The sequence below is a fragment of the Vogesella lacus genome (assembly GCF_979366295.1).
The window spans coordinates 123974-138810 of the sequence record NZ_CEETQT010000007.1 but is presented as its reverse complement, the minus strand read 5'-3'; the positions used below and the strand labels follow the sequence as shown (position 1 = coordinate 138810).

The window sequence follows — 14837 nt, the reverse complement described above, 5'->3', positions numbered from 1 at the left end:
TCAGCCCAGCTCACCGCAAAGGTTGGCCGCAAGCCAGGAAGCGGCATCGCCACTGGCGCCGCCCGACAGCAGACACAGCAGCTTGGCCTGCGCTGCCTCCGGCGTCATGTCGGCACCACTGATGGCACCCGCACGGAACAAGGGCTGGCTGGCGGCATAAGCACCCACCTCGACTGCGCCGCGCTGGCACTGAGTCAACACCAGCACCGGCACCGCGCGCGCTTTCAACTCGGCAATCGCGGCAAACAGCGCTGGCGTATCGGGCACATTGCCATTGCCGTACACCTGCAGAATCGCCGCCTCGGGCGGGCTGGCGGCCAACCATTGGCCGGCACTGACCGCCATCGCCCCCGGCAGCAGGCCGACAAAACGGATATCCGCCTCACGCGGCAGTACCGCGCGGAATTCGCCGCCAGCTTGCAGCCAATGCTCGCGATGCCAGGCCGGGTGAATGCCGAAGCTGGCCAGATGCGGGGCATTCGGCGTGTCAAAGCCGGCAAAGCTCGCGCAATCCACCTTGCGCGCACGGCAGCCGCGCAGCAGTTTCTGGTTGAAGGCAATCACCACCTCGTGCAGATCGCTCTGGCAGGCGGCTTCGATGGCATCCGCCAGATTGCCCCAGCCATCGCTGCGCGGATGAGCAAGCGGCAGTTGCGAGCCGGTCAGCACCACAGGTTTGCCCAGTTGCTGCAGACAGAAGGCCAGCACGCTGGCGGTGTAGGCCATGGTATCGGTGCCGTGAATCACCACAAAACCGTCAAACGCCTGATAGTCAGCGGCAATATCCCGCACCAGCTGCTGCCAGTGCGCGATGGTAATGGCCGAGGAGTCGATCAGCGGCTGGTAGCTGCGTACTTCCCAGCTGACGCCATCACGCGCCAGGCGCGACAGTTGCTGCTCAAGATAGCCATCGGCCGGTGCCAGACCATCGGCGGTCGGCAGCATGCCTATGGTGCCGCCGGTGTAGAGAATCAGTAAGCGTTTCATCATCGGTACTCATGGCCAGCTTGGCCGCAATTCGGAAATAAAAAACGGCGCGATCGGTAAATCACGCCGTCTTGATCATCTGGTGATTGCCAGTCGGCAATTACAGATTATGCACCAGGATGCCCGCAATCAGCGCTGGCGCCACAAAGCGGCAGAAGCCGCGCATGGCCAGCAGCCAAGCTGCAGGTTCATTGTTGCCGGACAGTTCTTTCTCGATCACCGGCCATACCTTCCAGCCGACAAAGAGCGCCAGCAGGATCTCGCCTACCGGCATCAACAGCTTGGAGGTCAGGAAGTCCAGCAGATCAAAGAAAGCCATGCCGAACAGCTTGTACTCGCTCCAGATACCCAGCGACAGCGAAGCCGGCACACCAAGCAGGAAGATCAGCAGCGTCACCAGCAGTGCTGCCGGTGTACGTTCCATCTTGCATTCCTGCATGGCAAAGTTCACCACCACCTCGAGCAAGGACACCGACGAAGTCAGCGCCGCCACCAGCAGCAGTACGAAGAACAGGATCGCGAACAGCTGGCCGGCCGCCATCTTGGCAAACACCGCCGGCATGGTAATGAAGGTCAGGCCCGGGCCGGCAGACGGGTTGAAGTCAAAGGCAAACACCGCCGGCAACACCATCAGGCCTGCCAGGAAGCAGGTCAGCACGGTCAGCAGGATCACCCACATCGACGAACCCAGCAGATTGGCCTCTTTGTCCACATACGAGCCATAGGTAATCATGATGCCCATGCCCAGCGACAGCGAGAAGAAAGCCAGGCCCATCGCATCGACCAGCATCGCACCGGTCACCTTGCTGAAGTCCGGCGTCAGGAAGTACAGCAGGCCATCCACCGCACCGGGCAGCGTCAGACCCCGCACGATCAGGATCAGCATCAGCACGAACAGCGCCGGCATCAGGAATTTGGACAGGCTTTCAATGCCCTTCTGCACCCCGCCCAGCACCACGCCAAGGGTCAGGATCGCAAAAGCGGCATGGAAGATCAGCGGTTCCCATGGATTGGTGATGAAACCGGTAAAAATACCTTCCAGCAGCTTGGCATCAGCCGTGAGGATTTCACCGCTGATCGACTTGCCGATATAGGCAATCGTCCAGCCGCCCACCACGCTGTAAAAAGAATAAATCAGGAAGCACACCAGCACGCCGACAAAGCCGACAACCGGCCAGCGGCCACCGCGCAGCTCGCGGAAGGTACCTACCGCACCATTACCCGAGGCGCGACCAAGCGCCATTTCGCCCATCATCAGCGCCAGACCGACGCTGAGGCAGATCGCCAGATAAATCAGCAGGAAAGCACCGCCGCCGTTGGTCGCGGCAACATAAGGAAATTTCCAGATTGCACCAAGGCCGATTGCCGAACCGGCAGCGGCCAGAATAAAGCCGAGGCGTGAGCCCCATTGAGAGTTAGCCATACATCACTTCTACATAAACGGAACGAAAAAAAACCGGATTACCGGTCTGCATCAACAGGCAGGGGTACTGCCGTCTAGCGATCGTTGCTCCCTGTCGTGCGGGATAGCGCGCTACAAGGTTGGCCGCAAGCGGATAGCTTGCCCGTTACGATTCAGCCTTTCACCGGACATGGGTCAGCCGGCACAGGTAAACCGTATCTGGAATGAACGCAGGGACTATCAGTCCATGATCTTGGGTGCGATCATTTGTATTCACAATACAATATCCAAAATATCACAGATACTTTCCATTGAAAATGCCGGCTTACCCCGACGGCCAAAGCGATGACGATTGCCAGTCTCATTCGCTCTGCGTATACTGGCGCCCTCTGCGGGTGTAGCTCAATGGTAGAGCAGAAGCTTCCCAAGCTTACGACGAGGGTTCGATTCCCTTCACCCGCTCCAGCGATTCCTCCTCCCCCGCCCAGATCATGAAGTGGAACTCCGGCCGGCTTTGGCTACAAATTTCTGTATACGCCTTGCTGGTGGCTGCCTTGTTCATGGGTGCAGCACTGCTTTACATTGCCCATCTCGATACCGAAGGCACCAAGGACAAGCTTGAACGTGCCCTGAGCGACACGGGCCGTGTCTTGAAGATTCATGGCGATATCTCGCCGCTGCTATTCCCGGCCCCGGGTTTGCAGATTACCGACCTCACCCTCAGCGAAACCGACGGCAAGACCACCTTTGCCAGCATTGCGCGTGCCGAAGCCCGTCTCGCTTGGCTGCCACTGATTTTTGGCCGTCTCGAAATCGACTATCTGGCAACCGAAGGCAGCAATATGCGGCTGGTGCGCCAGACTGATGGCAAGCTCAACATCAGCGATCTGCTGCAACGCCGCCAGCAAACCCGCTTCCAGCTGAATCTCGACGCCTTCTCGCTGCAGATCAACCGTCTTGACTATCAGGACCGCTTTAACGGCCAGTCATGGCGGCTGGAAAACGCGGTGCTGGATATCGACTCGCTGCACGACGATGCCAGCCTGGATTTCAAGGGCCGCCTGCAATCGGCAGGACGCGCCGTCGACCTTGCCGCGACCGCACCGTTTACCCGCATTGATGACCAGATCGACATTCCACAGCTCGATATTCTTGCCTCGCATCAAAGTGTGGAACTGGGTGAAATCAAGGCAGAAGGCACCGGCAAGCTGCAGCTGAATCTCGCCACCATGCTGGCACAAGGTCAGGACCTTAAGCTGACGCTGGGCAGTACGCATCCGCATAGCAAGAGTGAATTGCTGGTGCCGTCTCTCGCCGTCAGCCTGGATGAAATGTCTGCGCCGAATGCCAGCCTGACCGGCCTGATCGACTACGAAAAAACCCGTTACTCGTTTACCAGCCACTTTGCCGATCTCAACGTCAAACCGGGCCTGATTGCCGCCGGCAAGACCAATCACGATTTCAAATGGCAGGTTGGCCCGCACTCGCTGGCCATGTCGCTGCAATCGCCCCTGCAGATCGAGCAGCTGGCCAAGCTCAATATGAAGCCGATTGCGCTGACCGCCCAACTGAAGACGCCGATTCTGCCGCGCGGCCAACTGCGCGCCCAGCTGAATGGCGAACTGGATGGACAACTGGATGAAGCCCGGCTCGAATTGCGGGTAAATGGTGAACTTGACGGCTCCAAGCTGGCCACCACCATCAAGCAGCAAGGCTTCATGCTGCCCAGCCATGACTTCCTGCTGTCGGTAGACAAACTCGACCTTAACCGCTACCTGCCCGAAAACAAGACGCAAAGCACAACGGCCTTGTTCGACAACAAGCAAGCTTTGCAGCTTGACTGGATGGACTACATCAATATCAGCGGCAAAACCAATATCGGTGAATTGCTGGTAGACAACTTCAAGATTGGCGGCATCAGTGCCGACCTGACGGCGAACAGTGAAAAACTGCAACTGAGCAATCTGTCAGCCGACATTTACGAAGGCCAGCTCAATGGCGAAATCAGCCTGTTGCGCGAAAAACAACCCAAGCTGCAGGTGCGCCAACAACTGACCGGCATGCAGATGAAACCGCTGATGTCCGATCTGTTCAACTTCAGCCGTATCGAAGGCTCGGGCAATGGCTGGATTCAGCTCGAGTCCCGAGGCACATCCATGATGGCGCTACGCAACTCGCTGACCGGCAATGTGGCCGCACGGCTAGAGAAAGGCGCGCTACTGGGTATCGACCTCGTCAAGACCTTGCAGACTCTGCCGGTCGGCACTTCCGACTGGACCACCGAGCTGGACGATGCGCCCGATCAGAAAACCACATTCTCCTCGCTTTCGGCACAACTGCAGCTGCAGGATGGCATTGCCAGGAATCAGGATCTGAAACTCGCGTCCTCGCTGGTCAATGTACAAGGCAATGGCAAGTTTGATATCACCCAGGGGCTGATTGACTACAGCCTCGACGTCAACCCGAACCCTGTCGCATTCAACAAGCTTGGCAAGGTCAACATCCCGCTGAAGATCACCGGCCCGGTCAACAAGCCGGTGTACTCGCTCGACTTTAACGCCATTGTCAAAGGCAAGAAAACCGAGAGCGAAAAGCAGCAAACGCTGAAAAAAGAGCTGGGCAAACAGCTGAATGCCATTCTGCCACGGGTAAATTAGTATTTTTTGATAAAATATGCTTTAATCTCTCGAAAACAAACACTCAATGCCATATGAGTTACAATTCAAGATAACTCACTGGAGCAGCTCGCTCCGCGCACCTGGCAGCTATCACGAGTGGACAGATCATGAAAATCCCGGTCATTCAGACAGCACACAAGCAAGCACTCAAGCTTTCGCTGCTGGTCGCCATTTTCGTCAGTCTGCTACATGAAGCCGGCCACTACATTCACAACACTACCCTCGCACTGCTGGTGAATATTTCGGTAATTGCCACCCTGCTTTTTACCATTCACCGCTATCTGAGCCGCCTGCAACGCGGAGAATCCAGTCTGCATAACGAGCTGCTGATACAGGCGCTCAAAAACCGCATCCTGTTTGAAGACGCGCCGGTTGCCATGCTGGAAATACACGACGAGCAGATCGTGGTAAGCAATCTGAGCGCCAGGGCTCTACTTGGCCGCAGCCCCGAAAACGAAAATTTTTATGATTTCCTGCACCCGGCCGACCAGCCCGTAGTTCGCGCCTGGCTGGAAAATCCGCATCGTCTATCTTCACTCGAGCAGCGGGTAAGCCTGATCGGCCAACAGCACAAAAATGCCACGGTCGAATTATCAATGATCGAACAGTCCGACTGGCAAAGCAGCATCCTGCTGGTACTGTACGATGTCAGCGAACAGGCCTCGCAAGAGGCACTACTCAAGCAGTCGCAACAGCGACTCGAGCTGGCGCTGATGGGCTCGCGGGATGCAACCTGGGACTGGGATCTAGCCAGTGGCACCATTTATTTTTCCTCGCGTGGCTGGCAAATGCTGGGCATGCAGCAAGACGAGATCGTTTCGACTATTCACTCGTGGAAACAGCGCATTCATCCGGATGACATTCCGCAGTTGCAGGCACAGATCAGTCATGCGCTGAAAGGCAATGACGAACGCTATGAAGTCAATTTCCGGCTGCTGCACAAGGAGGGCTATTACCTGCCCTTGCTGTCTCGCGGCTTCATTCTCCGCGACAGTACCGGCAAAGCCATCCGGGTTTGCGGAACCAATAGCGATCGCAGCAGCCAGGCCTCATTTGAACAATCCCTGCTGGAAGACGTGCGCCAGATGGGTGCCTTCATCGCCAATTTGCCGGGCTATGTCTACCGCAGCCGTTACCTGACGCCCTGCACGCCAGACTTCATCAGCACCGGGGTCGAAAGTATTACCGGCCATACACAGGATGATTACCTGCTGCATCAGAACACCCTGCATGGCCAGGAAATTCACGATGAAGATCACCACCGCGTCATGGAAACCATTCGCCATGCCCTGCTAAGGCAGAATGCTTACGAGGTGGAATATCGTATTCAAGCCAAATCCGGTGCGCTCAAATGGGTATGGGAACGTGGCCGCGGCATTCTGTCCAAAGATGGCCTGCTGCAGGGTCGTGAGGGCTTTGTCACCGAAATCACCGATCGCAAAACTGCCGAACAGGCACTGGCCGAAAGTGAATATCGCTGGAAATTTGCCCTCGAAGGCGCTGGCGATGGCGTGTGGGACTGGGATCTTGCCTCGGACCGGCTTTATGTCTCGCCACGCTGGAAACAAATGCTGGGGCATGATCCAGAAACCGTCATTACCTCGCCTCTTGAGTGGGACAAAAAGCTGCATGCCGATGAGGCCAACCTTGTCCGGATGCTGCTCGGCAACCATCTGGCCGGACTCAGCGACAGCTATACCAGCGAGCACAGGCTGCGCTGCCACGACGGTAGCTGGAAATGGGTGCTTGATCGCGGTCTTGTCGTAGATCGCGATGCCGATGGCAAGGCGCGGCGCATTATCGGCTCGACTACCGATATCACCGAACGCAAACAGATCCTGCAGACACTGCAACAACGCGAGTCTCTGCTCAGCCGCATGGGGCAAATCGCCAAGATCGGTGGCTGGGAGCTGGATCTGCAAAAAAACCAGCTCTCGTGGTCAGACCAGACTTACCGCATTCATGAACTGTCGCCCCAGACCGAAATTGACCTGCAAGGTGCAATCGACTTTGTAGAGGCAGATTTCCGCAGCCAGCTGTCGGGCGTTATCAGCATGGCCTTGCAAAATGGCCAGGCTTGGGATCTCGAACTCCCCATCATCACCGCCTCAGGGCGTGAAAGCTGGATCCGGATGCAAGGCGAGGCACTTTACGAAGGCGAGCACATCCTGAAACTGCATGGTGCCTATCAGGACATTTCCGAGCACAAGCAGATCAAACAGGCCCTGCATCAAGAAAAGACCCGGTTGAATGCCATCTTTGACAGTGTGGTCGACTCAATTATTGTCATCAATGCAGAACTGAATATAGAAGAGCTTAACCCCTCGGCCTGCGATACCTTTGGCTATCAACGCCACGAAGCCAAGCAACTGAATATCCGCCAACTGATCAGCCCGGACCAGCACAGCGTGCTTGACACCCTGCTGGACAAGGCCGGCGCCCCCCAGCGACGCCTTGGCGAGCGTAAAGGCAGCGAACTATTGATGCAAAAGCACAATGGCGACAGCTTTCCGGCAGAAATTACCCTTGCCGACTGGCAGGAAAACGACGAAACCTACTATACCGTTGCCATCCGTGACATCACTGCGCGCAAGGCTGTGCAGGCGCAGTTGATCCAGAGCCAAAAAATGGAATCGCTGAGCCTGCTGTCCGGAGGCCTTGCCCATGATTTCAATAATCTGCTAGGCATCATCACCGGCAACCTCGATTTTCTGGAGCCTCGGCTTGAAGGGGACGAGAAGGCACTGCTGCGCCTGCAATCCGCCATCCGCGCCACCGAGCGGGGCGCCGACATTACCCGTCGCATGCTGGCACTTTCCAAGCAACGCAGCAGCAACCGCAGCAACCAGGCCTACCAGGTCAATACCCTGATCAACGAAGTCCTGAAGATCGTGCAAAGAATGCTGGGGCCCAATTTCAGCCTGATTACCGATCTGGCTACCGATGCCCACCCTTGCCAGCTTGACCCGGCTGAGTTTGAAAACGTCTTGCTGAACCTGACTGTCAACGCCAGAGATGCCATGCCGGATGGTGGTGAAATCCACATCAGCACCCGTAATCTGGCCGCCGGCGAATTACTGGCGCCGACTCGTCGCGCACTTGACCCCGGCCGGCAGTATCTGGAGATCTCCTTCAGCGACAATGGCTGCGGCATGAGCGAGGATGTCAAACAGCGCGCCTTCGAACCTTTCTTCAGCACCAAGGAAGCCAAGGGTACCGGTCTCGGGCTGGCTATGGTGTACACCTTCATCAAGGATCTTGGCGGTCAGGTACGGGTCGAGAGTACCCCCGCCATCGGCAGCACTTTCTATCTATACCTGCCCGCGTCAGAACAAGCCAGCATCGCCACTGCGGCCAAGCCGCGCAATGAGCTTCTACCCACCGCCACGACTGGTGAAACCGTCCTGGTGGTCGATGACGAGCCCGATCTGCTGAGCACGACGACAGACCATCTGCAGCAATTGGGTTACCAGACGCTCGGTGCGGCCAACGCAGGAGAAGCATTGGCCATTCTGGACAAGCAGTCCGGTATTCACCTGTTACTCAGCGATGTCGTGATGCCTGGTGGCATGTTCGGCACCGAACTGGCCCTGCGCGTACAGGAGCGCTATCCCGACATCGCCATTCTGCTTTGCTCGGGCTTTCCGCAAAAGATCAAGGACGACCCCGAGTATCAGACTCTGGCCGCCCACCTGATCAACAAACCATTCAGAAAATCTGAGCTAGCCATCCGCGTGCGCGAACGCCTGGATGAACAGGCACGAAACAAACAAGCAAGCTGACACTTTCAAAGGGAATGCAAGATGCACGATATTCATGTGCTGATCGTTGATGATGACGATGATTTCCGCAATATGATTGCGGACAGTGTTGAGCAGTACTTCCCTATCCGGCAAGCCGCATCGGGACGTGAGGCATTAGCCTATATTGCCGAGCAACCTTGCGAGATCGCCCTGCTGGATGTGCAAATGCCGGGCATGAATGGTTACGAACTCTGCGAAACCATTCTGGCCACCCACCCTGATACGCGCATCATTTTTGTGTCGGGTGATGACACCCTGCAGGCTCGTATGACGGCCTACGATGCCGGTGCCGATGATTTCATTGCCAAACCTTTCCGTGTTGCCGAGCTGATCCTGAAGCTCAGACGCATGAAAGAGGTGATCCAGAACGCCAAAGAACTGCAGGACTCCATCCAGCAAGCCACCGAAGTCGCCATGCAGGCGATGAGCAGCACCGGCGAAATGGGCTGCGTGCTCGAATTCACCCGCAATCTGTCGCAGAGCCACAATGTTGATCATCTGCTCAAGTCGCTGATCACTACCGCCTCATCCGGCTTTGGCCTGAAAGTGTCAGCACAAATCCGGCTGGATGATCAGCAAAAAACGCTGGACAGCATGGGCCGCGCCAACCCGCTGGAAGCCGAAATGCTGCGTAGCCTGTCGCAGGACAGCAATCGCATCTACAACATGGGCAAGCGCCTGATCATCAACTACCCGCGCATCACGCTGCAGGTAAAGGACATGCCGCTTGATGACCCGGACAAGTGTGGCCGCCTGCGTGACCACATCGCCTTGCTGGTTGACGCCTCCGAGCAACGGCTTGACGGCATCGTGATGGACCAGAAGCTGCGCCGTCAGCAACAGCTGATGCAGTCTTCGATGATGGAAACCCGCCAGACTATTACGGATCTGGACCTGATCTACCGCCAGCAAGCATCAGAAAACATGGCCGTGTTTGACCAGATTCGCAGTGAGATGGAGCAGGCAATGGTCTATCTTGGCCTGACCGAGAGCCAGGAGCGCACCGTGATGAAGATCATCGATGCCGGTGCCGCACATGCCGGCGCCCTGTACGACCAAGGGCTGGCGCTGGATGACAAGTTTGCCGGCATTCTGTCTTCACTTTCAGATGCGGCAGGGCAAGAGGTGAGCGCGCCGGAAGCACCACAAGAAACCGACAGCGATGCGGGCTCCATCATTCTTTTCTAGCCAGCAGATCTCGCCTGCCTCGAAATGAAATACTGAACCGGGTTTGCAGAAATGGTAGCCACGACAAACAACAGCAAGGCGCACTTGTACTCGGATGGGCCGCTGATCTGGCATGGCCTTGTGCTCATGCTGTGGCTACCACTGACCCTGCTCGCTTTCTACCTCGCCGAGGCAGCATTTCTCAATACGCCAGGCCAGCTGCCACCAGCACAGCTGAGCTGGCTCGCCCCATGGCGATGGCCATTGGCACTGAGCCTCATGCTGATAGCAGCGACACTCCCCTATCACTATCACCGCAGGGTTGGCCGCAGACTGATCAGGCCCTTCAACCAGCTGCAGGAAAAACTGCTGTCGTCGCGCGAAATTGCCCAAACCTTCAACATCAACAAATCTGATGCGGTCAGCAATCTGCACACGCTGATTGATACGCTAGAGCAGCAAGTCACCCTGATGCGCCGCCAGCATCAATCGATGCAGGATGCCATCACCAGCGCCGAACAGGCCAATTCGGCCAAAAGCGAATTCCTGGCCAATATGAGCCACGAAATCCGCACCCCGCTTACCGCCATCCTCGGCCATCTGCACCTGCTCTCTGCCAGCAAGCTGGAGACACCCCAGCAAGTCAACGTTGATCGCATCACGACGGCAGCACGCATCCTGCTTGATGTCATCAATGACATTCTCGACTTTTCACGCATAGAGTCGGGCAAACTCGAACTCGAGAGTGTCAGCTTCGAGCTGCATACCGTCCTGTCCAATATGTATGCCATGCTCAATCTGCAGGCCAAGAACAAAGGATTGAGCTTCAATATCGAAGCGCCCTCGGACAGTCACTCGCTGATCGGCGACCCGCTACGGCTGAGCCAGGTTCTGCTGAACCTGACCAATAATGCGATCAAGTTCACCGATAGCGGCCATGTGCAACTCGCCGTCACCGTAACCGCCCTCGAACACCAGCACAGCCAGCTGTCATTCCGCATCAGCGATACCGGTATAGGCATGAGCCAGGCAGAAATCGAGCGCTTGTTCCAGACATTTTCACAAGCAGACAGCTCTACCACCCGCCGTTATGGCGGCAGCGGTCTGGGGCTGGCGATCTGCCAGCAGCTGGTTGAACAGATGGGCGGTCACATCTCGGTACAAAGCGTGCCGGCAGAAGGCTCGACGTTCAGCTTTGCCATCAGCCTGAAAAACGGACAAAAAGACCAGGACCTGCAACTGGAGGAGCTGGAACCCGCATCACCCAGTACGCTTGCCGGCATGCGCATTTTGCTGGTGGAAGACAATGCCTTGCTGACCGAATACCAGAGCGCCCTGCTGCAAGGCCACGGAGCCTTGGTCAGCTGTGCGGAAGATGGCTTGGCCGCCATTGCGCAGCTACAGTCAGACCCGTCATTCGATATCGTGCTGATGGACATCCAGATGCCAAGAATGGATGGCCTGACAGCCAGCAGAGAAATCCGCAAGCAATACAGCCCGCAGCAATTGCCGATTATTGCCATGACTGCCCATGCCTTGCAGGCTGAAGTTGAAAAGTCGCTAGAGGCCGGCATGAATGCCCATCTTTGCAAGCCGGTAGAGTCCAAGCTGCTGTTCAGCACCCTGCTACGTTTTGCCCGTGAAAGACATGCCACACCAACCGGCACTGTCAGCAGCCCGCCTCCGGCAAATACCGTCCTTCCGGACAATATGCTGCACTTTGACCTTGCCTCGGCATTGAGCAGTATGGGGGGCAAACCTTCACTGCTGCGCAGATTGCTAAAGAAAATGCAGCAAGAATATCGAGGAAGCGCCGACGAACTCACCCGCTTGTTACAAGATGACGAGCATGCTACGGCATTGCGCCTTGCCCACTCACTCAAAGGAGTCGCTGCAACGCTGGGAGCAACACAATTGCAAAGTGCCGCCCATCAACTGGAAAGCGCCTTGCGTGACGAGCCCGATGCCGATCATCACCTGCTTGCCGCCGCGCTAGGCACTCAGTTGGCCGCGTGTATCGCGGAGCTCGACCAGTTGTTTGCCAGCGATGATGCCAGCCAGGCTGATAACAAGGCAGGCAAAACACTGATTGAGCAGGCTGACTGGGACACACTGATTACGCTACTGAAAGAGCGCAATATCAGAGCTAGTCGGCACTTTGCCGAACTGAAGCCACGGCTGGCACAAATCTCCGCACTCGATGTTGCCGAGATCGATATCGCCATGCAGTGCCTGGACTATGCACACGCCTTGAACCTGTTACGTGCACTTGGCAAACGCCTGAACTTCTGACGCATACCGGCAAAATGAAACGACCTGCAAGACAAAAATCCTTGCAGGCCGCAATAAAATCATACTCAAATCATCAGACGTCTTCAGTATCAGCCCAGCCGCTACGATCACCACGATTCAGCACAGCATCAATCAGCAAGACATCGCCTGCCGAATAGGCGGCGGCGTCTTTCAGCTGCTCGTAATAAGCGGTGAAATCGGGGGCAGTAGCATCAAACAGCTGCTGGAAGCTGTCGATCACGAAGTAGGTTTTCTGGAAAGTATCAATACGGTAGCGCGTATTCATGATACGCAGCAGGTCAAAGCCGATACGGTTCGGGCTGCTGCTTTCTAGGCAATAAACCGACTCGGTCTTGCTGGATACAATGCCGGCACCGTAAATACGCAAGCCCTTCTCGGTCTTGATCAGGCCGAATTCCACCGTATACCAGTACAGGCGCGCCAGTAGCGGCAAGGCACCTAGTGACTTGGCCTTCATGCCGCCCTTGCCATAGGCCTCGAGATAATCGGCAAACACCGGGTTCATCAGCAGCGGTACATGACCGAACAGGTCATGGAATACATCCGGCTCTTGCAGGTAATCAAGCTGGTGCGGCTCGCGCAGCCACCAGGTCACAGGGAAACGGCGATTGGCCAGATGCTCGAAAAACACCTCGTCAGGAATCAGGCCGGGTACCGCGACGATTTTCCAGCGCGTGGCGGCAAACAGCTTTTCGTTCAGGCGCTCGAAATCCGGCACGCGGTCGGTATCGACCTCGAGTGCGGCCAAGCCTTCGAGGAATTCATCACAGACGCGGCCCGGCAGCAGCTCGCTCTGACGCTGGTACAAGGTTGCCCAGGTCTGGTGATCTTCGGCGCTATAGCGATCCAGCGGCTGCGGCAGGGTAAAATCGCTGTCATGGCCGAGACCGGCATTCTTGCGGACAGTGATGTCCGGTACGGTAAACGGTGTGCTCTCCATCTTGTTCTCTCTTTTGTATTTTGGCGTGTGCGCCAGAACAAGTAGTGTAGGAGGGGATGCATGCGGCATGTCCGCAACATTTGCCAACATCACCGCAATTTTGCATACTTCCCGCACCAATTATAGGAATATGCAGAAAATGCGCACAGTAGAGTTTGACCGTTTTGATTACCTGATCCTGGAAGCCCTGCAGAAAGATGCGCGCGCCACCCATCAGAAACTGGCACAAGACATTGCCCTGTCGCCCTCGCAAATCGGCCGGCGCATCCAGCGGCTCGAAGAAAGTGGCGTGATCCAGGGCTACCATCTGGCGCTGCGCCCCGACATGCTGGACCTGTCGGTGACCGCCTTTGCCAATGTCAGTCTGGAAAAACACGGCGAAAGCTCGATCCGCGAGTTTGCCGCCGCGATCTCCGCCCTGCCCGAAGTACTCGAATGCTATGCCGTCGCCGGCGAGGCCGATTACTGGCTGCGCATCGTAGTGCCCGACCTGCCCTCGCTATCCAAATTCGTGATGAACAAGCTGATGACCGTGCCGCTGGTGCGCAGTGTGAAATCGACCATCGCACTGGAGCCGATCAAGCACACCACCCACCTGCCCCTGCCCAAGCCGTTCTAGGCGCGTCGCCACAAGGAGGCGGCAGACAAGGCCAACAGGCCGGCCGCCTGCAAGATCACACCAACGCTTTCGCTCAGCGACAGGCTCTCGCCCATCAGCAGCATCGACAGCAGCAAGGCAACCGCCGGAATCGCCAGAATGCTGACACCGGCCATGCCGGCCGACAGGCGTGACAGCAGCGTCATCCACATCAGCCAGCCAAGGCCGCCCGCCAGCACACCCGAAAACATCAATACCGCCGACAGCTGCCACGAGAACACGATGTCCTTGCCCGGGAAAAACGGCAGTAACAGCAACAGCGGCAGACAGCCACACAACATCTGCCAGAAAGTCAGCGACAGGGTATCGAGATGCGGATGGGCGGCGCGCAGCTTCTTGGCAATGATGGCCGAGGCTGCCCACACCAGACCGCCAGTCAGTGCCAGCAAGTCCGACAGCCAGTTACCGCCGCTCTGCCATGGCTCGAGAATGCAGATCAGCCCGACAAAGGCCAGCGCCACACCCAAGAGCTGGTTTGCGGCCAACCTTTCATGCAGAAAGATTCGCGCCAACAGCAAGGTCCAGAACGGCATGGTGTAACACAGCACCGACACCTTGCCAGCCCCGCCCGCCACCAGTGCCAGATTGGTAAACACCACAAAACCGGCAGTCTGCGTCAGTCCCAGCAAAAAGGTTGGCCGCAAGGGTGGCATGCGAAAAGATAGCTTGCGCCAGGACATGATCAGCGCCAGCGTCATCACCGCCAGCAGAGTACGCCCGAGCCCCAGTTGAAAAGCACTGGCGTAAGCCAGCCCCAGCTTGGTAACCACCCAGTTACCGCCCCAGGCCAACCATAGCCCGAGCAGCATGGCGAGAAAGGAATAAGACATCAGCGCACGCAATAAAAAGGCCGGATCTTTCGACCCGGCCTGTCAGCAGAAAGGCTGCT

The 14837-nt window shown here is 56.9% G+C and carries 9 protein-coding genes and 1 tRNA gene; 6 read left to right on the top strand and 4 right to left on the bottom strand.

Going from position 1 to position 14837, the window contains the following annotated elements:
- Complete coding sequence (locus ACZ9W6_RS10650; RefSeq protein ID WP_465191111.1) at positions 1-990, bottom strand: asparaginase; 990 nt, start codon at positions 988-990, stop codon at positions 1-3.
- A gap of 97 nt (positions 991-1087) precedes the next feature.
- A complete protein-coding gene (locus ACZ9W6_RS10645; protein ID WP_465191109.1) occupies positions 1088-2410 on the bottom strand; it encodes a sodium-dependent transporter in 1323 nt (440 codons plus the stop codon).
- A gap of 370 nt (positions 2411-2780) precedes the next feature.
- On the opposite strand from ACZ9W6_RS10645, the gene ACZ9W6_RS10640 reads away from it, so the two are divergent.
- The 5 genes from ACZ9W6_RS10640 (at position 2781) to ACZ9W6_RS10620 (ending at position 12329) form a co-directional block, all read left to right on the top strand.
- Positions 2781-2854, top strand: a tRNA-Gly gene (locus tag ACZ9W6_RS10640).
- Between the two features lie 26 nt (positions 2855-2880).
- The gene (locus tag ACZ9W6_RS10635) at positions 2881-5046 is read left to right on the top strand and encodes an AsmA family protein (RefSeq protein ID WP_465191108.1); all 2166 of its coding nucleotides are present in this window, start codon (positions 2881-2883) and stop codon (positions 5044-5046) included.
- Between the two features lie 128 nt (positions 5047-5174).
- The gene (locus ACZ9W6_RS10630) at positions 5175-8849 is read left to right on the top strand and encodes a PAS domain-containing protein (protein ID WP_465191107.1); all 3675 of its coding nucleotides are present in this window, start codon (positions 5175-5177) and stop codon (positions 8847-8849) included.
- 21 nt (positions 8850-8870) lie between these two features.
- A complete protein-coding gene (locus tag ACZ9W6_RS10625) occupies positions 8871-10058 on the top strand; it encodes a response regulator transcription factor (RefSeq protein WP_465191106.1) in 1188 nt (395 codons plus the stop codon).
- A gap of 51 nt (positions 10059-10109) precedes the next feature.
- The gene (locus ACZ9W6_RS10620) at positions 10110-12329 is read left to right on the top strand and encodes an ATP-binding protein (RefSeq protein ID WP_465191105.1); all 2220 of its coding nucleotides are present in this window, start codon (positions 10110-10112) and stop codon (positions 12327-12329) included.
- A 73-nt stretch (positions 12330-12402) separates the two neighbouring features.
- Here the strand turns inward: ACZ9W6_RS10620 and phhA are convergent, their stop codons facing one another.
- A complete protein-coding gene (gene phhA / locus ACZ9W6_RS10615; RefSeq protein WP_465191104.1) occupies positions 12403-13290 on the bottom strand; it encodes a phenylalanine 4-monooxygenase in 888 nt (295 codons plus the stop codon).
- Positions 13291-13429: 139 nt separating this feature from the next.
- Here phhA and ACZ9W6_RS10610 point away from each other — a divergent pair, with 139 nt between their 5' ends.
- Positions 13430-13909, top strand: a complete 480-nt coding sequence (locus ACZ9W6_RS10610; protein ID WP_465191103.1) for an Lrp/AsnC family transcriptional regulator — start codon at positions 13430-13432, stop codon at positions 13907-13909.
- Here the strand turns inward: ACZ9W6_RS10610 and ACZ9W6_RS10605 are convergent.
- Positions 13906-14778, bottom strand: a complete 873-nt coding sequence (locus tag ACZ9W6_RS10605; RefSeq protein ID WP_465191102.1) for a DMT family transporter — start codon at positions 14776-14778, stop codon at positions 13906-13908. The two genes, ACZ9W6_RS10610 and ACZ9W6_RS10605, sit on opposite strands and share 4 nt — an antisense overlap.
- Positions 14779-14837: the final 59 nt, after the last annotated feature.

What these genes read in the sequence shown, in the direction of transcription:
- ACZ9W6_RS10650 (WP_465191111.1), bottom strand. Translation starts at nt 990, where the DNA reads ATGATGAAACGCTTACTGATTCTCTACACCGGCGGCACCATAGGCATG.
- ACZ9W6_RS10645 (WP_465191109.1), bottom strand. Translation starts at nt 2,410, where the DNA reads ATGGCTAACTCTCAATGGGGCTCACGCCTCGGCTTTATTCTGGCCGCT.
- ACZ9W6_RS10635 (WP_465191108.1), top strand. Translation starts at nt 2,881, where the DNA reads ATGAAGTGGAACTCCGGCCGGCTTTGGCTACAAATTTCTGTATACGCC.
- ACZ9W6_RS10630 (WP_465191107.1), top strand. Translation starts at nt 5,175, where the DNA reads ATGAAAATCCCGGTCATTCAGACAGCACACAAGCAAGCACTCAAGCTT.
- ACZ9W6_RS10625 (WP_465191106.1), top strand. Translation starts at nt 8,871, where the DNA reads ATGCACGATATTCATGTGCTGATCGTTGATGATGACGATGATTTCCGC.
- ACZ9W6_RS10620 (WP_465191105.1), top strand. Translation starts at nt 10,110, where the DNA reads ATGGTAGCCACGACAAACAACAGCAAGGCGCACTTGTACTCGGATGGG.
- phhA (WP_465191104.1), bottom strand. Translation starts at nt 13,290, where the DNA reads ATGGAGAGCACACCGTTTACCGTACCGGACATCACTGTCCGCAAGAAT.
- ACZ9W6_RS10610 (WP_465191103.1), top strand. Translation starts at nt 13,430, where the DNA reads ATGCGCACAGTAGAGTTTGACCGTTTTGATTACCTGATCCTGGAAGCC.
- ACZ9W6_RS10605 (WP_465191102.1), bottom strand. Translation starts at nt 14,778, where the DNA reads ATGTCTTATTCCTTTCTCGCCATGCTGCTCGGGCTATGGTTGGCCTGG.